The sequence below is a fragment of the uncultured Campylobacter sp. genome, assembly GCF_938045535.1.
GTDB lineage: Bacteria > Campylobacterota > Campylobacteria > Campylobacterales > Campylobacteraceae > Campylobacter_B.
This window is the reverse complement of the sequence record NZ_CALIMQ010000163.1, coordinates 1-22644: the sequence shown is the minus strand read 5'-3', so window position 1 is coordinate 22644 and position 22644 is coordinate 1. Positions and strand designations below refer to the sequence as shown.

Sequence of the window (22644 nt, the reverse complement as noted above, 5' to 3'; positions counted from 1 at the left end):
TCACGAGCGGTCCTGGATTTACGAACGCACTTACAGGGCTTGCTACGGCGTATAGCGATAGCATCCCGATCGTGCTTATCAGCGGGCAGGTGGCGACATCGCTTATCGGTACCGACGCCTTTCAAGAGATCGATGCGATCGGAATTTCGCGCCCCTGCGTCAAACATAACTATCTGGTAAAAACGATCGAAGAGCTGCCTAGAATTTTAAAAGAAGCCTTTTATATCGCTCGCAGCGGCAGACCGGGACCCGTTCATGTCGATGTGCCGAAGGACGTAACGGCGAAGCTGGGCGTTTTCGAATATCCTGGCGAAATCAAGATGCAAACTTACAAGCCGAATTATAAGGGAAATTCTAAACAGATCAAAAAAGCCGTCGAGTTAATCGCAAGCTGCAAAAAGCCTATCCTCTACATCGGCGGCGGCGTCATCAGTGCCGGCGCAAGCGAGCTGGTGCGCGAGCTTAGCGAGTTTGCGCAGATCCCGGTCGTTGAAACCCTTATGGCGCTGGGGGCTATGCGAAGCGATGATAGAAACCGCCTCGGTATGGTCGGTATGCATGGCAGCTACGCCGCAAATATGGCACTTAGCGAGTCGGATCTGATAATCTGCTTGGGCGCGAGATTTGACGATCGCGTCACCGGAAAGCTAAGTGAATTCGGCAAAAACGCAAAGATCATCCACGTAGATATCGATCCTAGCTCGATCTCAAAGATCATAAACGCGGATTATCCGATCGTGGGCGATGTTAAATCGGTGCTAGAGGAGATGTTGCCGCGCATCAAAAGCGAGGTTAGCCCTGCAAATTTTGAGCAGTGGCGCGAGCTCATCCGCAAATACGATGAAATTCACCCGCTTAAATTTAACGACAGCGATGAAATTTTAAAGCCGCAGTGGATTATACAAAGTACCGCAAAAATCGCTGGCGAGGATGCTATCATCGCTACGGACGTGGGGCAGCATCAGATGTGGGTCGCACAGTTTTATCCGTTTTGCAAGCCGCGCACTCTGCTAAGTAGCGGCGGGCAGGGCACGATGGGATACGGCCTTCCTGCGGCATTGGGCGCGAAGGCCTATGCGGGAGATAGACCGGTTATAAATTTCAGCGGCGACGGCTCGATTTTGATGAATATCCAAGAGCTGATGACTGCGAGCGCGAGCGGCCTAAACGTCGTAAATATCGTATTAAACAACAATTTCTTAGGCATGGTGCGGCAGTGGCAGAGCCTATTTTACGGGCAGCGCTTCTCATCGACCGATCTTAGCTCGCAACCTGATTTTGTAAAAATTGCGGAGGGCTTCGGCGGCGTGGGCTTTAGCGTTAGCACCAAAGCGGAATTTGAAGATGCGCTGAAGCAGGCTCTTGCGAGTAAAAAGGTAAGCGTCATCGAGGCTAAGATCGATCGCTTCGAAAACGTCTGGCCGATGGTACCCGCAGGCGGCGCGCTTTATAATATGATTTTTGAGCAGGAGTCGTAAAGATGAATAGCATAAGAAGAGTAATATCGGTCGTCGTTACCGATGAGCACGGCGTTTTGTCGCGGATCTCGGGGCTTTTTGCGGGGCGCGGCTATAATATCGACACCCTCACCGTTGCGCCGATTCCAAATACCGGTCTATCGCGCCTTAGCATCGTCACTTCGGGCGACGAGCGCGTCATAGAGCAGATCACTAAGCAGCTTCATAAGCTGATCCCCGTCTACAAAGTCATCGATGATGCAAAATTCGTCGAAAAGGAGATGGTTTTGGTAAAGATCGCGCTGGGCGAAAATTTAGCGGGGCTTGATGCGGTTTTAAAAGCCTACAACGGCAGCATCGCAAACAGCGACGACAGCAAGATCGTCATCATGGCGTGCGACGACGCAGACCGCATCGACGGATTTTTAAAGACGATAAAAAAATACAATCCGATCGACGTCGTCCGCGGCGGCAGCGTCGCGCTGGATATGTAAGCGGCGATAAAATTTAATCAAAGGAGCGTAAATGAAATTATCAAAAATTGCCGAAATTTTAAATATAGAGCTTAGCGGAGCGGACGCGGAGATCACCGCGATAAATTCGCTTCAAAACGCAAGGCAAAGCGAGCTGAGCTACTGCGACAGCGACAAAAACGAGAAATTTTTATCCGCCACCAAAGCAGCCGCCGTGCTGGTAAAGTGCGGCACCGCAGCCCCAAGCGGCGTGCGAGTGCTAGAGTGCGAAAATCCGCACCTAGCCTTTGCGATCTTAAGCGCGCATTTTGCTAAGCCGCTCATTCGCAGCGGCGCGCCCGCAAAGATCGCCGCCAACGCTCAGATCGGGCAGGGCGTGCATATCGGCGTAAATTCTACGATCGGCGAGAATTGCGTCATTTTAAGCGGCGCGTATATCGGCGATGACGTGCATATCGGAAGCGGCTGCGTGATCCACGCAAACGCCGTCATCTACAATGACGCGATCATCGGCGAGCGCTGCGTGATCCACGCAAACGCCGTCATCGGAAGCGACGGCTTCGGCTACGCGCACACAAAAACGGGCGAGCACGTTAAAATTTATCACAACGGCAACGTCGTGCTGCAAGACGAAGTCGAGATCGGCGCGTGCACGACGATCGATCGCGCGGTATTTGGCTCGACGATCGTTAAGCGCGGCAGCAAGATCGACAATCTCGTTCAGATCGGGCACAACTGCGAGCTTGGGCAAAACTGCCTCATCGTCTCTCAGGTGGGGCTTGCGGGCTCGACGACGCTTGGACGCAACGTCGTGATGGGCGGACAGAGCGGCAGCGGCGGGCACGTAAGCGTGGGCGATTTCGCTCAGATCGCGGCGCGCGGCGGCATAAGCAAGGATTTAGCGGGTGGCAAAAACTACGCAGGGCATCCTATAATGGAGCTTAGCGAGTGGTTTAAGCTGCAAGCTAAGATCGTCAGATTTTTTAAAGATAAAAAGCACTAGCCTGACTTGCCTTGATCGGTTCGGTCGATCGGCTTGATTTGATCGTTCGCTCTGATCGACTCCTCTAGCCAGCTCGATTTGATCGGTTCGCGTCGTTTTAGTGAAGTTTGAAACCGTCAGGAAGTTGGCGATTGTGGAGTGGTTTGCGCTGCGTTCGGTTTTTGCATAGTTTGCAAACTGCTGCGGCGGTAAATTTTGCCCTTTTATCGACAGAATTCCGCCCGCGCCGTTTTTTGTCGTGCGCTTGCTTTGTGGGCGCGGTAGAATTTACTCTGCTAGTTTGGGTCGCATTGCTCGCAGTCATTGTGGCCAAGCTTTACGAGCGCTTTAAATCAGCGCAAATTTAATTAAAGGAAAAACAATGATAGAGATGTTTTTATGCTCCTATTTTGCGGGCGCGGCGACGCTTTTTGAGGACTATGCGAGACAAAATATCCGCGCTAAAGAGGTGCTTTTCATCCCGACTGCGGCAAACGTAGAGGAGTACCGAGGCTACGTGGACGAGGCGAAAGAGGCGTTTGCCAAAATGGGCTTTGAGGCTCAAATTTTAGACGTTTCCAAAGCGAGCGAGGCCGAAGCGAAGGCAAAGATCGGCGCAGCGCAGGTGCTTTACGTAAGCGGCGGCAACACATTTTATCTTTTGCGCGAGCTTAAAAAGAAGGATCTGGTAACCCTCATCGCCGGTCGCGTCCGAAGCGGCGAGCTCGTGTACGTGGGCGAGTCGGCAGGCGCGATGATCGCGGCTCCTAGCGTGGAGTACGCGAGCGCGATGGACAATGCGAGTGGTAGTGAATTAGTAGCAGTGCAAACTGGGCTAGATCTTGTTAAATTCTATCCAGTAGTACACTACGGCGAGGAGCCATTCGTGCAAAGCACGGCTAAAATTTTAAAAGCTTACGGCGGCAAGTTAAAATTGGTGCCGATAAATAACGCCGAGGCGATCGCAGTACACGGCGATAAATTTGAAATTTTGGGGCGCGAAACTGCGACGCGAAAGTGAAATTTGCGCTTGCGTTCGCGCATAAGGCGCAAGGCAGAATTTAAATTTAGGCGCGGCAAGCCGCTAACGAATAAATTTAATCAAAAGGATCAAAATGAAAATATTACTTATCAACGGCGGAGCACCGTTTAACGGCAATGGCGGCAAGCTAAGCAAGACGCTGCACGAGTTAGCCAAAAAGACGCTGCAGGCTCTAGGACACGAAACGCGCGAAACTACGATACATGAGGGCTACGATATAGAGGGCGAGGTAGAAAAATTTCTATGGATGGATGCCGTGATCTGGCAGATGCCCGCGTGGTGGATGGGCGAGCCTTGGCTAGTCAAAAAATATATCGACGAGGTGTTTATGGGCGGCATAGGCAAGATAGTGGCAAACGACGGGCGGCACAGCGCAAGCCCAAACGACGGCTACGGCACGGGCGGACTGATAAAGGGCAAATCGCACATGCTAAGCGTTACTTGGAATGCGCCGCTTCAGGCGTTTGAGAAGCCGGGCGATTTTTTCGAGGGCGCGGGCGTAGACGGCGTTTATCTGCATTTTCATAAGGCAAATGAGTTTTTAGGCACGAAAAGGCTGCCTACTTTTATGTGCAACGACGTCGTTAAAAACCCGGACGTAGAGCGTTTTATGAGAGATTACGAAGCGCATTTAAAAAGGGTTTTCGGCTAGCTTTAACGGACTCAAACGAGTTTATCTGCTCGTAGTACAGTGCCAGATGAGCTAAAGCGGATTTATAAGATCGCTTCTTAAGCCGGATATTACGGCGCTTGTGAAATTTTAAAATAATGCCAAGCAGTACTTGTTCGAGTGTGGCTTGCGATGCGCGAGGTTTTCGTAAATCGCGAGATTCGAGCTTTGCTCGGCTGATTGATACTGCGTGATGTGCGGGAGGTGTGAAATTTGCGGCGTTGCGGCGTGAAATTTCAACTCTTGCGACGCGCGATTTATGCGGTTACTATATAAAATTTCATATGGCTGTCGCAGCTTCTAAGTCAGTGCGAAATAAAACTTGCGAAACGACGTGGCATTTTGCGATCGTTTTAAATTTTGCAAATGCGCTGTATTTTAGCTCGGCGCGAGATAAAATTTTACGCGGCGCACTTTTATGTGATGTACGCGTCTGGCTTGCCATTGCTCGTTAGTGCCATGTCAGCGAGTGCCTAAGCGGTGGATGAGCGCGATGGCTGGCTCGTGTAACTATTAGCGTGCCGTTCAGTGCTGCTAGTGGCTTTAAGAGGTGCGATGTGTGTTTACAGGGGAAGAGATGCTAAAAATCGATATGCTTAAATTCTTTCGTTCGGGCGAGTTTGCAGGCGTAGGAAGCGGCTTGAGCTGCGCGCAGATCGCCTCGATATTTGGCCCCGCAGACACGAGCTTTAAGAGCGCGGGGGCTGAAATTTTAAGATACGGCGCCTTTGAGTTTCACTTTTTTCGGAGCGAAATTTTTATGATTTTTTCGGATCATTTCAGAAGCGAGCCTTTGGATTTCGGCGGCGGCAGGGCGGGGCAAATCGAAATAGAGCCTTGGATATTATCGGGCTGTCCTGCTCCCATCGATCTTGCGGCGGCAAAAGACGCTTTAAATCGTGAGCGGATAGAGTATCGCGAGCGCGCAACGGATGAGGGTTTGAAGCTAGACTTAAGCAGCGGCGTTACGCTTGCGTTTGAAAGCTTGAGCGGGTTGGGCGAGCCCCGCGGCTACGAGCTTGCCGCATTTTGGATAAAATTTTAACCGGAAAAGCTTGGGCAAGATCTAGATAGGTAATAAAGCAAAATTTAGCGAGTAAAAAATAAGCGGCTGCTTGGATAAAATTTGACCGAAAATAGCAAAATTGTGCGCATGAAATTTAAAGAGTAAGGATTTAGGCGAAATTTTAACGCAAAGCCCGCGATTACCCATAAATCGGCATTATGAGCACTTGTGCATCTATGTCGCAAGCCTTGTTTATTCGCGCTGTATGTTTTGCTCATCTATCTCACAAGCGTCTTACTGGGTTCATTCTGCGCTAGCTCGAGATATTTTTTAAAATTTCAAAGCAGGATTTGATCAAAATTTAATAAAACTCGCCAAAGGCAATCGATCCGGAGGCTAAAAGATCTGCAAATAGATCCAAAATTATACGCACTTGATAAAATTTTTTACAATACTATTAATATTATTTTATAAAAACTATTGACTTATTTAACCCACTTTTGATAAACTATCGCATCAATTTTATCGCAAAGGAAACACAGATGGATCAAAATTCCCTCCTATATAAGGTGCTTAATTGCCTGTCCAATTCGCAAAGCATATTTGTAAATTGCATCAGGTTTGTAATTTTCGTCGTCATGATCTGGATAGGCGGCCTAAAAGTCGTGCAGTATGAGGCGGACGGCATCGTGCCCTTCGTTACGAACAGCCCGTTTTTCAGCTATCTGATGAAAAATAAAGACATAGTCGACAACGGCAAGGGCAAAATGGTCGCAGAGTATAATCTGCACAAAAACCCCGAAGGATTGGTCGTGCCGGATAATATCAAATGGCATAAATCAAACGGCACCTACACGGCTTCTTACATTATCGGCGCGACGATTTGCTCGATCGGCATCTTGATGCTGCTTGGCATATGGTTCCCAAAAATTGGCGTCGTAGGCGGACTTTTGACCTTCGGTATGGCTATCGTTACGCTATCGTTTTTGATAACGACGCCCGAAACCTGGGTGCCGAATTTGGGCAATCCCGCCCTCGGCATAACAGAGAGCCCGAACCACGGCTTCCCGTATCTCTCGGGCGCGGGCAGGCTGGTGATAAAGGATCTGATAATGATGTGCGGCGGTTTGATAGCGGCTGCGGATGCGGCTAAAAGGTGGCTACAAAGTCTTTCGAAGTAAATTATAAAGCTAAAATTCTACCTCGCGGCGGGCGCAGGGCTAAATTTTACCGCCGCGAGCGCTAAATTTAACGCTCCGGCAGTTTTGTCTATAAGCTAAAATACGCAGCATTAAATTTCGCCGTTGCGCTTCGCAATGCGCTAATCTGCGGTCTAATTTTCTTTGAAGCAAAAGAGCTTAATTGCGGCCACCTCTCTAAATTCTCCGATTTGCTCCTCGCGGCGTCTTAATTGAGCGCGATGTAGCCCGTGCTTTTATGCGACAATGTAAAATTTTGTAATAAATATAGATTTAAAAGCCGTGCTCGCATAAATTTTGCAGTCAAATTCGGTGCCGACGGATGCGCTGAAATCTGCACCGATAGGCGCGGATAGGCGCAGGTAGGAGTTCTGCATTTTGGAGATTAAATGCCCTCTCGGTCAAAGCCGGTCGAGCTGTTTTTGAGAGTCACATATCAATAGGCGCTTGTAAAAAATTTCAAAGCAGGAGGCAATGCATGATTGGGTATTGCTCTGCACAGATATTGAAGGGCACGATCAAAGCGGCGAATTTAGAGAGCTAATTCTATTTTTTATTATAAAATTTAGCTCAAATTTAGGGCTAAATTTCACGCGCTTACTAATTTTTCTCGGCTAATTTTGTCTCTATAAATTTTAAAATTTCATCCGCGCTTACGCTCTGCCGCTTTAGGCCTGCGCGGGTGATGAACTCGACGCTTCCCTCCGCTAGGGCTTTGCCCACGAGCACCGCGTACGGAAAGCCCATCAGCTCGAAGTCGTTCATCTTCACGCCGAAACGCTCCGCGCGATCATCAAGTAGCACGCGAATTCCACGCTCGCGGCACTGCTCGTACAGTTTCTCGGCAAATTCTACCGTAGCCGCGTCTTTGTGATTTGAAATGATGATCTCAAGCTCGAAAGGCGCCAGCTCGCGCGGCCAGATGCAGCCTCGCTCATCGTGGCTGCTTTCGATCGCCACGGCGATAAGGCGGCTTGCGCCGATGCCGTAGCAGCCCATGAAAAACGCACGAGCCTTACCGTTTGCGTCCAAAAATCGCGCCCCCATCGGCTCGGAATATCGCGTGCCGAGCTGAAAGATATGACCCACCTCGATGCCTTTCGTGATGCCAAGCTCGCCGCCGCAGCACGGACACGCGTCGCCTTCGCCCACGGCGGCGAGATCCGCAAAGCGCGATTCGTTAAAATTTATCACGCTAGCGCCCACGTAGTGGTAATCCGGCTCGTTCGCGCCCGCGATCATCTCGCGCGCTCCTTTTAGCTCGGCGTCGATGTAAAATTTCGCTCCCTCGCCGAGCCCGAAAGGTCCGCAAAAGCCCGCCGTAAAGCCAGCTTGCGCGATCTCCTCCTCGCTAGCATCGACTAGCTCAAGCGCGGCGCAGGCGTTTTGCGCCTTGGTCTCTTGCAGCTCGTCGCAGCCGCGGATAAAAAACGCTACGATCTCGCTACGATCCTCGTATAGCGCTTTTTTGATCACCGCTTTGATGGTGTAGAATTTATCCACTTTGAAAAATTCCGCCACCGCGTCGATAGTTTTCATCGCGGGGGTTTTAAATTTCATCATGCCGTCGGTCTCGGGCGCGGCGGCGTTCGTGGTTTTGGGCGCACGGCGCGCAGCCTCGATATTTGCGGCATACTCGCAGCGCTTGCACACGACGATATCGTCCTCGCCGTTATCCGCTAGCACCATAAACTCCTTACTGCCGCTGCCGCCGATCGCGCCGCTGTCCGCATCGACCGCGCGAAAATTTAACCCCAGTCGCGTAAAAATCCGCGAGTACGCCTGCCTCATCACCTCAAACTCACGCTTCATATCCGCAGCATCCGCGTGGAAGCTATAAGCATCCTTCATCGTAAACTCGCGTCCGCGCAGAAGCCCAAAGCGAGGGCGCGCCTCGTCGCGGAATTTCGTATTGATCTGATAGATATTTAGCGGCAGCTGCTTGTAGCTCGTGATCTTATCCGCTACCATCAAAACCGCCGCCTCCTCGTTGGTTGGGCTTAGCACGAAGTCGTTATCCTTGCGGTCTTTGAAGCGCAGCAGCTCCTTACCGTATTTGGCGTAGCGACCGCTTTTTTTCCACGCATCCGCAGACGTCACGACGCTAAAAGAAACCTCTTGCGCGCCCGCAGCGTCCATCTCCTGCCTGATGACGGCGCAGATCCGCTCTAGCACTATCTTTCCTAGCGGCAAAAAATTATAAAGCCCGCTGCCCAGCTGCTCGATAAATCCCGCGCGGATCAAAAGCGCGTGGCTAGGTAGTACCGCGTCTCTGGGGGCCTCTTTTAGGCTCGGAGCGAAAAGCTTACTAAATTTCATTTTGTTTGTCCTTTTTCTCGTTTTCTTGATTTAAAAATTTTTCGTAGTTTTCTTGCAGTTCAAAAATTTCAACCAGCGCGTTTACCGTGCCGCCCTCATCATCCGCTTCGCCAAGGTTTTTCAAATTTACCGTCGGAACGTGCAGAAACGCTTTAAAAACCTGATGGATCAGCTTGCGCGCTTCCTCCGCATCGCTATGCTTTAGATAACCCTTTTTAAGCGCCTTGGCTAGCTCTAGCTCGGCTACTTGTTTCGCGCTTTGACGCAAAGCCTTGATGATCGGCGTGGATGCCGCCGCCCTCAGCCATTTGAAAAACTCATTCGTGCATTTTGCCACGATCGAGTAAGCGATCTGCGCCTGCTCCTCGCGAAGCAGCAAATTTTTCTTTACGATCTCCTCCAGATCATCGACGCTGTAAACTTCAATATCCTCGCTCTGGCTAAGCTCCACGTCGCGCGGCACGGCGATATCGAAAAAATATCGTTTAAAGCTTTTGGGCTCTAACAAGCTATCGGTAATGATCGGCTCTTGCGAGCCCGTAGCGCTGAAAAATAGGCTATTTACGTTTAGATATTTTTTGAGATTATCAAGGCTATCGATTTTAATACGGGATTGTACCTGCGCGGAGGAATTTGCGCAGGCGGTGGAATTTTTATCGTCCTTGGGATTTTCGCTTGCTATGCGAGATTCATTGCTGTCTGCAAAAGTCTCTTTATTAAAATTTACGCCGTCTTTGGAATTTTGTTTTTGCGCGACATTTTCGCCCGCGAAATTCGCGACATTTCCGGAATTTAAGCCGTCCGAATTTTTTCCTGTGCCGGGATTTTCATCCGCGCAATTTTTCGTATCCAAGGAATTCTCGCTAAGTAGCGAGGCGGCTAGCCTCTGCGCACCGGCTAAATTTCGATTTAAGATCGTGATATTCGCGCCGCTTGCGAGCAGGTGTTTGCACGCTAGCTCGCTCATCTCTCCCGCGCCCACTACCACGGCGTCCGCGCCCTGCAAGGAGCCCAGTTTTTCCTTTGCCATCGCCACGGCGACGCTTGAGACCGAGATCGGATTTTTTGAAATTTCGGTTTGGTTGCGGATGCGCGCCGCGCACTTTAGCGCTTCGTCTATGGCTGCGGCGATGGCAGTGCCTGCGTAGGCGTTTTGCATTGCGAATTTATAGGCATCTTTGAGCTGACCTACGATCTGTGTTTCGCCCACTACGAGGCTATCAAGAGATGCTGCGACGGCGAAAAGGTGGTGTATCGCGCCACGATCCTCATATATGTCGGCTAGGTTTTGCAACTCTTCAAAGCTCACGCCGCTAATGCGCGAAAGCGCCAAAAGCACGAATTTTTGCGCTTCGCCAAAGTCGCTTACGACGGTAAAAATTTCTACGCGGTTGCAGGTGCTTAGCACCAAACACTCCTCTATCGCGGAGTTCGAAGCCAAAAGGCGCAAAATTTCTTTCTTGCGCACGTCGTTTGAAAACGAAAGTTTCTCGCGCACCGTGATGTCCGTGTTTTTGTGGGTGAAGCTCACGCTCATATACGCCATCAAAACTCCCTATCTATCATATCTCGCACGATTTGCTCCAGCTTGTCGTTTTTAAATTCCGCCACGGCTTCGAGCGCCTTTTGCCCGTAGGCACGAGCTTCGTTTATACAGCGCTCGATAATGCCGTGCTCGCTAAGCTTCGCTTTGATCCATGAAATTTCGCTCTCGCGCAACTGCTTTTTAAAAAACGATTTTAGCTTTTGACGTTCCGAATCATCTAAATTTTCGTATAAATAGATGTAGGGCAGGGTGGTTTTACCCTCCGCGAAATCGCTCAAGCTCGGCTTACCGAGCGCTTCTGAGCTTTGCGTGACGTCTAAGATGTCGTCGATGATCTGAAAGGCAAGCCCAAGGTTTTTGCCGTATTCGCCGAATTTCGCGCTCGCGCTTGAAATTTCATCATGATCTTTCGCGGCACTTGGAATTTCTCCCTCGTTTTTTGTGCCGCTCATATCTGAAATTTCGCCGCGATTTTCTGCGCCGTCGAATTTTAAAAACGCCCCGCAGCGTGCGACCTCTTCGATCAAAGCGGAGGTTTTTAGATAGATCATTTGCAGATATTTGCTCGCATCGTCGTTGAAATCGTTGCTTAAGCTCACGTCCATCAGCTCGCCCACGGCCAGTTTTGTAACGGCGCCCGAAAGCGCAGCGGCGATGCGGCTTTCAAATTTAGAAAGCTCGAAGTATGCCTTGGAATAGAGTATGTCGCCCAGCATCACGGCGTTTTTGGAGCCGTAAGTGGCGTTGATCGAGGGTTTGCCGCGTCGCACAGAGCTTTCGTCGATGACGTCGTCGTGCAGTAGGCTCGCAGCTTGAATGAGCTCGATGATAGCGCACAGACGCAGTGATTTTTCGTCCTTTTGTGCGATGTTTAGCAGCAGCTTAGAGCGCAGTTTTTTACCTGGGCTTAGCCTATCAAACATCTTGTTAGCGGGCTCATATCCGCAGTCTGCGATGAAGCTTTTCATAATTAAATCGATTTGATCTTGCATTATTCGTTATTGCTTAGGATATTTCCACTTATTTGCAAAAATTTGTCGTTTAGCTCGTCTTGTAGATCCTGCTGCGCGATGAAGCTTTCGATCTCGCGCTCGCTAATGCCGCGCGCTTCGCAGAGCCGCTCACAGGCGATTAGGCGGATTAGAGCTTCTTCGATTTCGTTTTGCACCAAAGTAGGGCTTGCAGCGGATAAAATTTCAAAAAATTTCTCTCTTGGGCTGCCTTCAAAAATATCCATTTACCTTCCTTAAAATTTCGCGATTATAGCAAATGTAAAATTTAATTTAGGTTAGGGCGCGGCAAACTATCGGGGTTTTTAAACAGGAGCGCTTGCACAGATTTTGCGCTTGCGTGTGATAAATTTTAAGCTTAAGCGCGGGATTTTGGGCTTTGAATCTCATAAATTTTAAAATTTAATCTTGGTCGCGTGGCGGATTAAACGCGAAGCTTTGCAGAAGGCGGAATTTTAAATTTACAGATAAGCAGCTTTATTTTTTTGCGGAAATTTTAAAATTCTTTGGCGCGAGTGAAATTTTAGGTTTCGCTTGAGTGGATAGAATTCCGCTTTGCTTAAGCGGTAAAATTCTTGAATTTCGCGTAGGCGGAGAGGATTTTTGCTTTGCTTGTGCGGTAAAATTTTGATTTCTGAGCGGCGGATAAATTCTACTTATGCAAAATCTAATCGTACGCGCAACACGCATCAGGCTTCTTAAAATTTTAAAATTCCGCCGCTTTGCGAGAATTTGAAATTTCATGGATGCGGTAGAATGCTAAAATCGCGTTTGGCATTAAATTTTAAGTCTGGTTTTCGAGGCAAATTTTAAATTAATCTGCGAGAGTATCTATAAATTTAGAATTCCGTCACCTTTTACAAATAGGATTTTCATTTTTTACGCAGATAAAATCGCGCACCACAAGAGCTACTTTTAAAATTTTAAATTCCACTCGCGCAGATGAAATCCCGGTTTTTGTGCTAGCGGAATTTTCTGCGCAAGGATTATTTTTAAATTTAACCTCGCTTACGTTGCGCACGAGGACGGAATTTGTTCCGTTTTAAGAGCCTAAGCGTGATTTTACCCTGCTACAATACTACTTTAATTAGCTATGCCTAAAAAGCTAGGCTGCTTAAATTCCGCCGATGATTTCGCGCGCTTGCGTGATGCTTAGGGCATTGCGACTTAGTTCGCTAGGCTCGCCAAACCCCCAGCATACCTGCAAATACTCAAGTTTTGCGCCTCTTAGATCTGCCAAGTTTGCCTGAAAACATCGCGCTGCTGCAGCTTGTGCGCTTTCCGTCGCTTCTGCTTTTGCGGAAATTTTAGCGCCTTTAAAGCTTAGTGTTGCCGCCCCGTCAGCATCTGTGTCGTTAGGGCGGAATTTTTCATCTGCGTTAAGATTTTCGCCGCAAGAGCTTAAGCTTCCGCTGCTAGCGCTAAAATTCTTTCTATTAGTGCCACGGCTAGCATTTAAGCTCTCGCCGTCATTGCCGCCTTGAAATTCTAAATTTTGTAAAAATTCTGCGCCACGGATCGCGGCTAACTCATCCTTTTTGCTATCGCCTAAAAAAATCGCGTTTTTGTGCGGCGAGCATGCAATTACGTGTAGCAGCATCGCAGGGTTGGGTTTTGATGGCATCTGCTCGTTCGCGCCTACGACCAGATCAAATAGCCTGCGCACCCCCGTCTTTTCTAAGATCGCGCTTAGGGTATAGGAAGGCGCATTGGAGGCGACTGCGAGAAAAAATCCTGCTTTTTTGCACGAGTGCAAAAGATCCTCGATACCTTCGTAAAGCATGGCGAAATCGCGGTAATTGCTTACGAATTCTTTTTCAAAAAACGCAAGCTCCTCGGCGTTCGCTTCGGTTTTGCCGTAAAATTCCAAAAAGGCGTTCTTGCTCGGATCGTTGATGGTGTGGACGATGAAATTCTTTTGTAGCGGCGCTAGGCCGTAGAGCTCGCGGCGAGTGTTATTGACGCTGATTTCGATCGCGCGCGAAGAGTCAAGCAGCGTGCCATCCATATCAAAAATCACGGTTTTCATCTAATAATCCTTTAAAAAATCGATTTTGTGCTTGTCTTTTTTGTAACTCTTATTATTTTTGAGCTTTTGCAGAGCGTTTGCTTCATGCTGTAGCGCCGATCTAAACGCGGCATCGCTGATCTGTCCTGCCTCGCTAGCATCAAGGACGTTTTTAGCAAAGCTCTCAAGCGCCTTGGTGTAGGGACTATCTAAATTTACGGCGGCCGCTTTAGATAAAATTTCGTAGTTTTTAGCTATTCGCTTCGCAAAAAGCTCTGCGTCGAAATCCTCGCGCTTTAGCAGTGCTACGGCGGATTTTACGAAGCGTTCTAACGCGCGGATATATTTAACGCGCTCATCTTTTTCTTTGATTTGCATGATTTTTCCTTAATTAAAGCGCGCATTATAGCAAAATTCGAAATTTTGGCAAAATTACGCATATTGTAAAACTATATTTTAATAACATTTTTTCTATAAATCCTGTATTATAGGCATTTTAAAATCATATAAAAATACTTGACTTTATTTTAAAATTTCGCTATTATTCGCCAAATTTTTTACAAAGGACAAAAATGCAAAAAGAAACCCTCGCAACTCATTTTGGTTACGACTCCGTCGCCGGCTACGGCACGATGGCTGTTCCCATTTATCAAAGCACCGCGTTTAACTTCGGTTCTAGCAAAAAGGCCGCCGATCGCTTCGCGCTGCGTGATCTAGGACCAATTTATGGGCGTTTGACAAATCCTACTACTGATGTTTTTGAGGCGCGACTTGCGGCGCTGGAAAACGGCAAAGCCGCAATCGCGGTCTCTAGCGGGCAGGCGGCGATATTTTTTGCGGTGGCAAATTTAGCCGCAGCGGGCGAAAATATCATCATCGCCGAGAAAATTTACGGCGGTGCAACTACGCTTTTGGCGCACACGATCAAGCGTTTCGGTATCGAAGCTAGGGTTTTTGACTCCGAAACGGCAGATAATTTGGAAGGTTTAATCGACGATAAGACTAGAGCGATCTTTTTCGAGACGCTTTCAAATCCTCAAATTTCAGTTGCAAATACCGCTAAAATCGCTACAATCGCAAATAAGCACGGCGTAGTAACGATTGCGGATAACACGATCCCAAGTCCTGCGCTTTACAATCCGCTTGATGACGGCGCCGATGTCGTAATCCACAGCGCTAGTAAATATATAAGTGGGCAAGGTCTTAGCATCGCGGGCGCGATCGTTTCGGGCAAAGGATTAAATTCCAAACTCAAAGGCAATCCGCGTTACGCACATTTCAACGAGCCTGATGAGAGCTATCACGGCTTAGTTTATGCGGATTTAGTAGATAATTTCGACATTTATACGCTTAGGATTCGCTTGTCCTTGCTTCGCGATATTGGTGCGACGCTATCGCCGTTTAACGCGTTTCAGCTTATCCAGGGGCTTGAAACACTGCCGCTTCGCATGCAAAAACACTCGCAAAACGCATTAAAGATAGCAGAATTTTTACAAAATCATCCGAAGGTAAAGCAGGTTAATTATCCGGGGCTTGCAAGCTCGCCGTTTAATGCCGCGATCAAAGCGAAATTTAAAAACGGCTATGCAAGCAGTCTGATGAGCTTCATCGTAGATAGCGAAGAAACAGCGCTAAAGGCGGTTAGTAAGGTTAAAATTTTCTCCGTCGTAGCAAATATCGGCGATACGAAGTCGATCATCACTCATCCTGCGAGCACGACGCATTCGCAGCTAAATGAGGAGCAGCTAAACCGCGCTGGCGTGCCTGCGAGTTTAATCCGCCTAAGCGTGGGTATAGAGGATGCGAACGATTTGATTTCCGATCTTAGTGAGGCACTGAAATAATGGCACTTTTAAGCACAAAGGGCGTTTATGGGCTGGCTGCGATTTTGCAGATCGCCAAAGCTAGCGAAGTAGCGCCGATAAGTATAAAAGAGATCGCCGAGCGTACGGGAGTTTCTAAGAATTATTTGGAGCAAATTCTAAATACCCTTAGAAACGAAAAGCTAGTGTGTAGCATCAAAGGTAAAAACGGCGGCTATCACCTAGCTAGAGATGCTAGCGAGATTACTTTCGGTGAAATTTTTACCGCTCTTGAAAAGGATCTGCGGATGACTAGCATTCAGATGAGTGATCCCGGACTACGGGCGTTTTTTGAGAAATTTGACGTCAAGCTGGCAGAGATATTTAACGAGCCTCTAAGCAGCTACGAGGAGATGATGGCGCGAAGCGTCCAGTATTTAAATTTCAGCATTTAAAGGAAAAATATGAAAATAGCAAACGATGTTACGGAGCTCATCGGCAATACTCCGTTAGTCAGAATCAATACGTTTGGCAAAAATGCCCTCATCCTAGCCAAGGCGGAATTTTTAAACCCAAGCCACTCGGTCAAGGATCGCATCGCATGGCAGATCGTAAAAGACGCGCTAAGCTCAGGTAAGATCGATAAAAATAGCGTTTTGATAGAGCCTACCAGCGGCAACACCGGCGTAGGGCTTGCGATGATCGCGGCGAAGCTCGGTATGAAGCTCATCCTAACGATGCCAAGCTCGATGAGTATCGAGCGCCAAAAGCTCATCGCCGCGTTCGGCGCCAAAATCGAGCTAACCGATCCAAAATTCGGAATGAAAGGCGCGGTAGATAGGGCAAATGAGCTAGCGGCGAACACTCCAAATAGCTTTATCCCGAGTCAGTTTGATAACCCAAGCAATCCAAAGGCGCATTTTCAAAGTACTGGACCTGAAATTTGGGAGCAAAGCGGCGGTAAGGTAGATATTTTAGTCGCGGGATTTGGTACCGGCGGCACGCTCAGCGGCACGGCGAAATTTTTAAAATCTAAAAATCCAAACCTAAAAGCCTACGGCGTGGAGCCTGCTAGCTCGCCGCTTCTTACGTGCGGCAGTGCGGGTGGGCATAAAATTCAGGGCATCGGCGCAAATTTTATCCCAGCTAATCTCGACAGAAGCGTCATCGACGGCTTTTTGAGCGTTGAGAACGACGATGCGTTCGCCGCAGCTAGACAGCTGGCACAAAAAGAGGGCCTGCTCGTGGGCATTTCAAGCGGCGCGAATGTTTACGCAGCTGCGCAGCTCGCCGCCAAGCCCGAGAACAAGGGCAAAGTGATCGTTACGATCCTCTGCGATACCGGCGAGAGGTATCTTTCTACCGAGCTTTTCAAATAGGCGGCGGTTTTGCGTGGGTGCGGCGTTAGCGCGGTAATTTTACGCATTTTATGCGAGCACAAAGCTTGGTGCGATTAAATTTTACGCGATCGCGCAGCTTCGCGAGATTAAATTTTACACTAACGCCGGAATTGGCGCGATGAGTTTTGCGCGATTGCGCAAATTATTGCGACGATTGCGTGACTATATTTTACATTTTCGCGTTACGTAGGTGCGAGATTAATACGATAGTTTCTGCGCAGGCGAGGTGATAGTCGCGATGGTTACGCGATGATTTTATGAGAGGGCAACGATTTTTTAGCTTTGCTGATTTTGCGTTTATTGATTTGCTAATTTAGCGGCTCACCGCGAGATAAAATTTAACCCTAAAATAGGGCTAAATTTTAAAATTTCATCTTACGCGCCGAGCTGATTGCGGGCGCGCTATGTATGACGGCGCGACCGCGAAACGCAGGACATTAAATTTAAAGCCGCCTAATCCGCCAAATCTGCGCGATCTGTACTCAGCAAAATTTTATATCGCTAGCTCGCGCGCGCGGCATAAAATTTTTAAAATCCTGTCTAAAATTTTTAAGCTCGCTGCGCGGCGCAAATTTTAAGTCCGCGCCGTGCATAAATTTCAAATCCTCGCCGTATAAAACCCAAACCGCTCTTTAAATTTAGCCGAATTTCAAAATTTAATCATAAAAACGCTATCATCGGGGCAAAATTTTTAAGGTTGCAAAATGAGTTTGAGCTTGAAATTTCGCCCCAAAAACTTAGAGCAGATCGTGGGGCAGGGCAAGATCGTAGCGGTTTTTAAAAAATTCGTCGCTGCAGGCAGCATCCCGCACAGTATATTTTTCGGCGCCGCAGGCAGCGGCAAAACGACGATGGCGCGCGTGATCGCAAGCGAGCTGAACTACGATTTTTACGAGCTTGACGCCACGAGCCTGAAGGTCGAGGATATCCGCAAAATTCTATCCTCGCACGCCGGCTCGCTCATCAAGCCGCTCATTTTCATCGACGAGATCCACCGCCTCAGCAAGACGCAGCAGGAGGTGCTGCTAATCCCGATGGAGAACTACGCCGCGATCATCATCGGCGCGACGACGGAAAATCCGCAGTTCGTGCTAAGCAGCGGCATCCGCTCACGCTCGATGATCTTTGGGTTCGAGCCGCTTAGCTACGAGGATTTGGAGGCGCTTTTGGCGCGGGTGCAGGGCGAGATCGGCTTTGAGATGGACGAGGAGGCGCGAAAATACCTGCTAAACTCCAGTAGCGGCGATGCGAGGAGTATGTTGAACCTGCTCGAATTTGCGCTTTTGGCAGACAGCGCCATTACGCTGGATACGCTTCGCACGCTGCGTGCAAATGCCGTGGCTGCGGGCGTTAGCAGCGACGACGTGCATTATGAGCTAGCTAGCGCGATGATCAAAAGCCTGCGCGGAAGCGACGCCGACGCCGCGCTGTATTACGTCGCGAGGCTGATAGATGCGGGCGAGAGCGCGGATTTTATCGCGCGCAGGATGGTGATCCTAGCTAGCGAGGATATCGGCAATGCCAATCCAAACGCCCTAAATATCGCCGTCAGCACGCTAACTGCCGTCAGCAAGATCGGCTACCCCGAAGCTCGCATTATCTTAGGGCAATGCGCGATCTATCTGGCGCACAGCCCCAAATCAAACGCCGCGTATTTGGGCATCAACGCCGCTTTGAAATTCGTCCGCTCCGCTGCACCGTTACCTACGCCACGCTATCTCATCAACTCCGACAAGCAGATCGCAGACTATAAATACCCGCACGACTTCGGCGGCTGGGTCGAGCAGGCTTATATGAGCGAGGCAGCGAAATTTTACGAAAGCAAGGGTATCGGCTTTGAAAAGACACTGGATGAGTGGCTGGCGCGATTGCGCAAAGAAAAGATCGATATTAAGGAACGAGAATGAACTTCAGCAGCGTCCTAAAACTAATGAAGCAGCGCTACGGTGCGGATGGCGAGTATCTGTGGGATGAATATCCCAATTTTGCGGTTTTTCGTCACGCAGGAGGGAAGCGCAAGTGGTTTGCACTTTTGATGCGCGGGCTTGCAAACGAAAAGCTCGGTCGCGCACTTCCTGGCTCAAGCGACGTGATAAATTTAAAAGTTTCGCCCGATTTGGCGGCGATCTTGCGCGATGAAAAGGGAATTTTTGCAGCCTATCATATGAACAAAAAGCACTGGATTAGCGTCTGCCTTGATGCGGTGCCGCGCGAACAGATCGAGGATCTAATCGAGCAAAGTAGGGAGCTTACGAGGTAGAATTTTGCGCCTGGGCTCGGTTTAAATTTGCGTGCGAAAGAGGCTAAATTTGAACCGAGAGCGCAGATTTTAGCAGCTCGCGAGGTTTAAATTTAAAAATATCCGCAAGGAGCGTGAATGAATGAGCAAAATTTGAAATATATCGCAAATTTAAAAGTGCAGGACGTGCCGTGGAGCAGGCTCACGACCGCTTACGGCAGGGCGAGCGAGTTTCCCAAAATTTTTGAGAAACTCGCGCGGGCAATCGAAGCTTGTGATGCGGCGCGCGGCTTGAGTGACGAGCAAAATTTAGACAGAGTGTTAAATTCAACAACCGAGTCCAGCGCAGGGCAAAATTCTACGGATGCAGCAAGATGCGGCGCGGCGCAAAATTCCGTAAATTTAGCGCAAACGAGCGAGTCCAAATTTCAAAAGGCGGATAACGAGGCTGCGAAATTTAAAGCGGGCGGAGAGACGGAGCTTAAAACAGACGCGGCGAAGTGCGGCAAGGCGGAATTTAAGAGTGCGAATAGCGCGGCGATAAAATTTAAAGCGAGCCAGGCTAGTAAATTTAAAACGAGCGCGGCGAATAAGAGCTCGGATGCGAGCGAGCGGGAGAAATTTGATACCAAAGCCCTTCAGGACGCTCTTAGTAAGATTTTTAACGAGATAGAGCATCAAAGTACGCTTTGGCACGCAACCCCTTTTGCGCTGCTGTTTTTGGCGCGCATCTTTATGCAGGCTCGCGCTGTGGCGGGCAAAAACGCGAATAAAAATAATCAAAACGCCGTTGCGGAGATAAACGGAAAAAACGAAAACGGCGAAAACGAAGCGGCGGGCTTTATCGCGGCTCGGCTCGGCGGATTTTTTGCGTTTATGATTGAGATTTGCGATGATGCCGATAAGATCTCGCACGCAGCGCCGCTGGCGAGCTTTTCGGATATGCTTGCGGAAAAATATTTGTGGCCGCAGAGCGACGAGGACGACGAGGTGCGCTGGGAGGAGCATTTTTACGACGATGAGTTATTTTACAGCCTCTATTTTTATTCGCGGGCAGTTTTGGACGCGACGGGAGTGGACTTTGCGCAGTTTAAGCCTGGGCCGGGTCGGCGTTTTTAAGCGTATTGCTTGTGAGCGCCATGTTTAAGCCTCTTTCGCGCCATGTTTAAATTTATCGCGGCGCGCTTTGGCGCCGCTTTGTCTAAATTTAGACTTCAAAAAATTTTTAAAATTCTTTAAAAATTTACAGCGTGCAGAATTTACAGATCGTCTGTTTAAATTTAAAATTCGCGCGATTTTTGATCGGCGGTGCGGTTAAGCTGCGGGTAACGCTTTTAAATTTAGATCGCCGCGAAGCTTCAAAACTCGCTTGCGGCGCGGCTTTTTATGTGGTTTTAAAAAGATACCAATTCGGCGCAATTTTTCCTATCATTATAAACTCGCTAGGACTCATTTGCGGCAGGTTCGCCTCGTCTTGCACCCGCAAAAAGCCCACGGAGTTATCGGTGATCCCACCGATGAGCAGCATAAATCTTTTGCATTGTTACCGTACAAATTTCATAGAATTTATACGTTACTTCGCCGCTTTCAGATCTATCTAGCATCTTGCCACATAAATCTTAGAAATTTCATATCGACGTAAAATTCTACATCGTCACGTAAGCTAGCGGCGTTACATAAAATTTATATTCAAAAGCCTATCTCTAACCTCGATATCCTCCAGGTTTAGTTTGAGTTCATCTCTTAAATATTTTTCCAAATTTTTTCGTTCAAAATCGCTTAACATCGCAAGCGGGATACCGACGAATACCCCATTTTCGCTGTCTAAAAATATTAAGACATATAAATTTATGCTTTTTATCCTACCCCTTAGCCGTAAAACGGCAAAGCATATCAAATCCATCAAATACAATATCCACGAAAAAGCCGTTAAAATAAGCTTTTTAAAGGTCCCAATATTTTTATCATAGCTAAATTCTTCTACCGCAAAATCTACGAATTTATAAATCGCTACCTTATCAATACGCGCCATGTCGATAGATTTTTTTGTAACTATCGTTTCTTGATGGTTTGCGGAGGATTTGTTATATTCTATTCTGCCGGGATAGAAGCTTAAAAATTTGTTTTTATTTATACCTAAAAGACCTATTAAGGTTAAAATCCAAACCCCAACCCAGTAATGCCAGTGAATACCCCTAGTGACGAGTTCGAAAACAAGCATGACGATGGACGAAGTAACGCCCAGATCGATATAAATCCTGATCCAATAATCTTTGATTATAAAAAGCGGCATTTGCTCTTTTTGCATTAGGACTTCTTATAGGCTCGCCATCTCTTCGGCGCGCGCGAGGAGCTGCTTTGCGCCTTTTTCGATAAAAACGCGTGCTAGCTCTACGCCTACGATTTGCCACTGCGATTTTTGCGCGACGATGCTTTGGCGGATGCTTTCGCTGCCGTCGGGCAGGCCCACTATCGCGCTGATGTGGATATTTTCGCCCTCAAGGCGCGCGTTGATGCCGATTGGCACTTGGCAGCCCCCCTCCAAAACCCTGACGAAATCCCGTTCCACGGTCGTTTCGATAATCGCGCGTTCGTCTTTTAGAAATTCTATCGCGCGCAGGATTTGCGGCTCGTCCACCGCCTCGATGCCGAGCGCTCCTTGCCCCATCGCAGGGATCATCTGCGAGATTTCAAAGGGCGCTACGTGTCTCACTTCGGCGCGTAAATTTAATCGGTTGATGCCCGCCATCGCTAAGATGATCGCGTCGAATTCTCCGTCTTTGAGCTTTCGCAAGCGGGTTTGGACGTTGCCGCGCAAGGAGATCACCTCTAAATCAGGTCGCATGCTAAGCAGCTGCATCTTGCGGCGAAGGCTCGTGGTGCCGACTTTTGCGCCGCGAGGTAGCTCATCAAATTTAGAGTATTTTTCACTGATCATCGCATCGCGCGCGTCCTCGCGCGCACAGATCGCCGCCAGCACGAGTCCTTGCGGAAACTCCACGGGCACGTCTTTTAGGCTATGCACGGCGATATGTGCTTCGCCGCGAAGCATACTCTCCTCAAGCTCCTTTGTAAAAAGCCCCTTGCCGCCGATCTTTGCAAGCGGCGTATCTAAAATTTTATCGCCTTTGGTTTTCATGCTTTTTAGCTGCGCTTGGATGCCGCGGGCGTTAAGTAGCGATGCGATATGTTTGCTCTGCCATAGTGCAAGCACGCTGCCGCGCGTAGCGATGATCAAATTTTTCATTTTTCCTCTCCTATGCTTTTTCGAATCTCGATTTCGTTCTCTTCGATCACCTCAACGTCGATGACGTCGTCGCTTGCGCGGTGGCGTCGCCAGAATTTTCGTTCGCTTTTTTCGGAATTTTCGCTGCTAGCGTTAAATTTAGGCACGTCGCTGGTGACGCAGTAAAACGACGCAGTGATTATGCAAACGCCCAAAATATCGCCGAAAATGCCAGGTGCAATGAGAAAAACGCCGCCTACGACGA

General features: G+C 48.6%; 22 protein-coding genes and 1 pseudogene. 13 read left to right on the top strand and 10 right to left on the bottom strand.

Annotated elements, in window-relative coordinates; genetic code table 11:
* The 7 genes from ilvB to Q0095_RS05205 all read left to right on the top strand — a co-directional run.
* Positions 1–1478, top strand: a 1478-nt coding sequence (gene ilvB / locus Q0095_RS05235; RefSeq protein ID WP_297882017.1) for a biosynthetic-type acetolactate synthase large subunit, incomplete at its 5' end; no start/stop codon positions are given.
* 2 nt (positions 1479–1480) lie between these two features.
* A complete protein-coding gene (gene ilvN, locus Q0095_RS05230) occupies positions 1481–1951 on the top strand; it encodes an acetolactate synthase small subunit (RefSeq protein WP_177389272.1) in 471 nt (156 codons plus the stop codon).
* A gap of 31 nt (positions 1952–1982) precedes the next feature.
* The gene (gene lpxD, locus Q0095_RS05225; protein WP_297882014.1) at positions 1983–2933 is read left to right on the top strand and encodes a UDP-3-O-(3-hydroxymyristoyl)glucosamine N-acyltransferase; all 951 of its coding nucleotides are present in this window, start codon (positions 1983–1985) and stop codon (positions 2931–2933) included.
* A gap of 361 nt (positions 2934–3294) precedes the next feature.
* Positions 3295–3933 (top strand): Type 1 glutamine amidotransferase-like domain-containing protein, encoded by a 639-nt coding sequence (locus Q0095_RS05220; RefSeq protein ID WP_297882012.1) that lies wholly within the window; start codon positions 3295–3297, stop codon positions 3931–3933.
* A 94-nt stretch (positions 3934–4027) separates the two neighbouring features.
* Entirely contained in the window at positions 4028–4606 is a 579-nt protein-coding gene (locus tag Q0095_RS05215; protein WP_297882010.1) for an NAD(P)H-dependent oxidoreductase, read from the top strand.
* Positions 4607–5201: 595 nt separating this feature from the next.
* Positions 5202–5669 (top strand): hypothetical protein, encoded by a 468-nt coding sequence (locus Q0095_RS05210; RefSeq protein ID WP_297882008.1) that lies wholly within the window; start codon positions 5202–5204, stop codon positions 5667–5669.
* Between the two features lie 503 nt (positions 5670–6172).
* The gene (locus Q0095_RS05205; RefSeq protein WP_297882006.1) at positions 6173–6811 is read left to right on the top strand and encodes a DUF417 family protein; all 639 of its coding nucleotides are present in this window, start codon (positions 6173–6175) and stop codon (positions 6809–6811) included.
* A gap of 618 nt (positions 6812–7429) precedes the next feature.
* Here the strand turns inward: Q0095_RS05205 and Q0095_RS05200 are convergent.
* From Q0095_RS05200 to Q0095_RS05175, 6 genes are all read right to left on the bottom strand, one after another.
* Positions 7430–9148 (bottom strand): proline--tRNA ligase, encoded by a 1719-nt coding sequence (locus Q0095_RS05200; protein WP_297882005.1) that lies wholly within the window; start codon positions 9146–9148, stop codon positions 7430–7432.
* Positions 9138–10694, bottom strand: a complete 1557-nt coding sequence (gene hemA, locus Q0095_RS05195) for a glutamyl-tRNA reductase (RefSeq protein ID WP_297882003.1) — start codon at positions 10692–10694, stop codon at positions 9138–9140. The genes Q0095_RS05200 and hemA overlap by 11 nt, the downstream gene beginning before the upstream one ends.
* Positions 10694–11686: a polyprenyl synthetase family protein gene (locus Q0095_RS05190; protein WP_297882001.1), complete on the bottom strand. Its 993-nt coding sequence runs from the start codon at positions 11684–11686 to the stop codon at positions 10694–10696. The genes hemA and Q0095_RS05190 overlap by 1 nt, the downstream gene beginning before the upstream one ends.
* The gene (locus Q0095_RS05185) at positions 11686–11931 is read right to left on the bottom strand and encodes a DUF2018 family protein (RefSeq protein WP_297881999.1); all 246 of its coding nucleotides are present in this window, start codon (positions 11929–11931) and stop codon (positions 11686–11688) included. Before Q0095_RS05185 ends, Q0095_RS05190 begins: the two co-directional genes overlap by 1 nt.
* An 887-nt stretch (positions 11932–12818) precedes the next feature.
* Complete coding sequence (locus tag Q0095_RS05180; protein WP_297881996.1) at positions 12819–13733, bottom strand: HAD family hydrolase; 915 nt, start codon at positions 13731–13733, stop codon at positions 12819–12821.
* Complete coding sequence (locus Q0095_RS05175; protein ID WP_297882019.1) at positions 13734–14093, bottom strand: hypothetical protein; 360 nt, start codon at positions 14091–14093, stop codon at positions 13734–13736.
* Positions 14094–14284: 191 nt separating this feature from the next.
* Between Q0095_RS05175 and Q0095_RS05170 the strand changes: the two genes are divergently transcribed.
* From Q0095_RS05170 to Q0095_RS05145, 6 genes are all read left to right on the top strand, one after another.
* Entirely contained in the window at positions 14285–15556 is a 1272-nt protein-coding gene (locus Q0095_RS05170; protein ID WP_297881994.1) for an aminotransferase class I/II-fold pyridoxal phosphate-dependent enzyme, read from the top strand.
* Positions 15556–15969, top strand: coding sequence for an Rrf2 family transcriptional regulator (locus tag Q0095_RS05165; RefSeq protein WP_177387438.1), 414 nt, complete (start codon positions 15556–15558; stop codon positions 15967–15969). Before Q0095_RS05170 ends, Q0095_RS05165 begins: the two co-directional genes overlap by 1 nt.
* Before the next feature lie 9 nt (positions 15970–15978).
* Positions 15979–16893, top strand: a complete 915-nt coding sequence (cysK, locus tag Q0095_RS05160; protein WP_297881991.1) for a cysteine synthase A — start codon at positions 15979–15981, stop codon at positions 16891–16893.
* Positions 16894–17618: 725 nt separating this feature from the next.
* Positions 17619–18821, top strand: coding sequence for a replication-associated recombination protein A (locus tag Q0095_RS05155; protein WP_297881989.1), 1203 nt, complete (start codon positions 17619–17621; stop codon positions 18819–18821).
* Positions 18818–19174, top strand: a complete 357-nt coding sequence (locus Q0095_RS05150) for an MmcQ/YjbR family DNA-binding protein (protein WP_297881987.1) — start codon at positions 18818–18820, stop codon at positions 19172–19174. The genes Q0095_RS05155 and Q0095_RS05150 overlap by 4 nt, the downstream gene beginning before the upstream one ends.
* Before the next feature lie 117 nt (positions 19175–19291).
* On the top strand, positions 19292–20272 hold the full coding sequence (locus Q0095_RS05145) for a hypothetical protein (RefSeq protein ID WP_297881985.1): 981 nt from the start codon (positions 19292–19294) through the stop codon (positions 20270–20272).
* Between the two features lie 265 nt (positions 20273–20537).
* Here the strand turns inward: Q0095_RS05145 and Q0095_RS05140 are convergent, their stop codons facing one another.
* From Q0095_RS05140 to Q0095_RS05125, 4 genes and pseudogenes are all read right to left on the bottom strand, one after another.
* On the bottom strand, positions 20538–20681 hold the full coding sequence (locus Q0095_RS05140) for a hypothetical protein (RefSeq protein ID WP_297881983.1): 144 nt from the start codon (positions 20679–20681) through the stop codon (positions 20538–20540).
* A gap of 144 nt (positions 20682–20825) precedes the next feature.
* The gene (locus Q0095_RS05135) at positions 20826–21461 is read right to left on the bottom strand and encodes a hypothetical protein (RefSeq protein ID WP_297881981.1); all 636 of its coding nucleotides are present in this window, start codon (positions 21459–21461) and stop codon (positions 20826–20828) included.
* A gap of 9 nt (positions 21462–21470) precedes the next feature.
* Entirely contained in the window at positions 21471–22400 is a 930-nt protein-coding gene (gene hemC, locus Q0095_RS05130) for a hydroxymethylbilane synthase (protein WP_297881979.1), read from the bottom strand.
* Positions 22397–22644 (bottom strand): annotated as a pseudogene (locus tag Q0095_RS05125) (hypothetical protein); the annotation flags it as partial. The gene hemC and the pseudogene Q0095_RS05125, both read right to left, overlap by 4 nt.

Excerpts from the sequence above, each read along its gene's own strand:
- ilvN (WP_177389272.1), top strand. The coding sequence starts at position 1,481 with ATGAATAGCATAAGAAGAGTAATATCGGTCGTCGTTACCGATGAGCAC.
- lpxD (WP_297882014.1), top strand. The coding sequence starts at position 1,983 with ATGAAATTATCAAAAATTGCCGAAATTTTAAATATAGAGCTTAGCGGA.
- Q0095_RS05220 (WP_297882012.1), top strand. The coding sequence starts at position 3,295 with ATGATAGAGATGTTTTTATGCTCCTATTTTGCGGGCGCGGCGACGCTT.
- Q0095_RS05215 (WP_297882010.1), top strand. The coding sequence starts at position 4,028 with ATGAAAATATTACTTATCAACGGCGGAGCACCGTTTAACGGCAATGGC.
- Q0095_RS05210 (WP_297882008.1), top strand. The coding sequence starts at position 5,202 with ATGCTAAAAATCGATATGCTTAAATTCTTTCGTTCGGGCGAGTTTGCA.
- Q0095_RS05205 (WP_297882006.1), top strand. The coding sequence starts at position 6,173 with ATGGATCAAAATTCCCTCCTATATAAGGTGCTTAATTGCCTGTCCAAT.
- Q0095_RS05200 (WP_297882005.1), bottom strand. The coding sequence starts at position 9,148 with ATGAAATTTAGTAAGCTTTTCGCTCCGAGCCTAAAAGAGGCCCCCAGA.
- hemA (WP_297882003.1), bottom strand. The coding sequence starts at position 10,694 with ATGGCGTATATGAGCGTGAGCTTCACCCACAAAAACACGGACATCACG.
- Q0095_RS05190 (WP_297882001.1), bottom strand. The coding sequence starts at position 11,686 with ATGCAAGATCAAATCGATTTAATTATGAAAAGCTTCATCGCAGACTGC.
- Q0095_RS05185 (WP_297881999.1), bottom strand. The coding sequence starts at position 11,931 with ATGGATATTTTTGAAGGCAGCCCAAGAGAGAAATTTTTTGAAATTTTA.
- Q0095_RS05180 (WP_297881996.1), bottom strand. The coding sequence starts at position 13,733 with ATGAAAACCGTGATTTTTGATATGGATGGCACGCTGCTTGACTCTTCG.
- Q0095_RS05170 (WP_297881994.1), top strand. The coding sequence starts at position 14,285 with ATGCAAAAAGAAACCCTCGCAACTCATTTTGGTTACGACTCCGTCGCC.
- Q0095_RS05165 (WP_177387438.1), top strand. The coding sequence starts at position 15,556 with ATGGCACTTTTAAGCACAAAGGGCGTTTATGGGCTGGCTGCGATTTTG.
- cysK (WP_297881991.1), top strand. The coding sequence starts at position 15,979 with ATGAAAATAGCAAACGATGTTACGGAGCTCATCGGCAATACTCCGTTA.
- Q0095_RS05155 (WP_297881989.1), top strand. The coding sequence starts at position 17,619 with ATGAGTTTGAGCTTGAAATTTCGCCCCAAAAACTTAGAGCAGATCGTG.
- Q0095_RS05150 (WP_297881987.1), top strand. The coding sequence starts at position 18,818 with ATGAACTTCAGCAGCGTCCTAAAACTAATGAAGCAGCGCTACGGTGCG.
- Q0095_RS05145 (WP_297881985.1), top strand. The coding sequence starts at position 19,292 with ATGAATGAGCAAAATTTGAAATATATCGCAAATTTAAAAGTGCAGGAC.
- Q0095_RS05140 (WP_297881983.1), bottom strand. The coding sequence starts at position 20,681 with ATGCTGCTCATCGGTGGGATCACCGATAACTCCGTGGGCTTTTTGCGG.
- Q0095_RS05135 (WP_297881981.1), bottom strand. The coding sequence starts at position 21,461 with ATGCAAAAAGAGCAAATGCCGCTTTTTATAATCAAAGATTATTGGATC.
- hemC (WP_297881979.1), bottom strand. The coding sequence starts at position 22,400 with ATGAAAAATTTGATCATCGCTACGCGCGGCAGCGTGCTTGCACTATGG.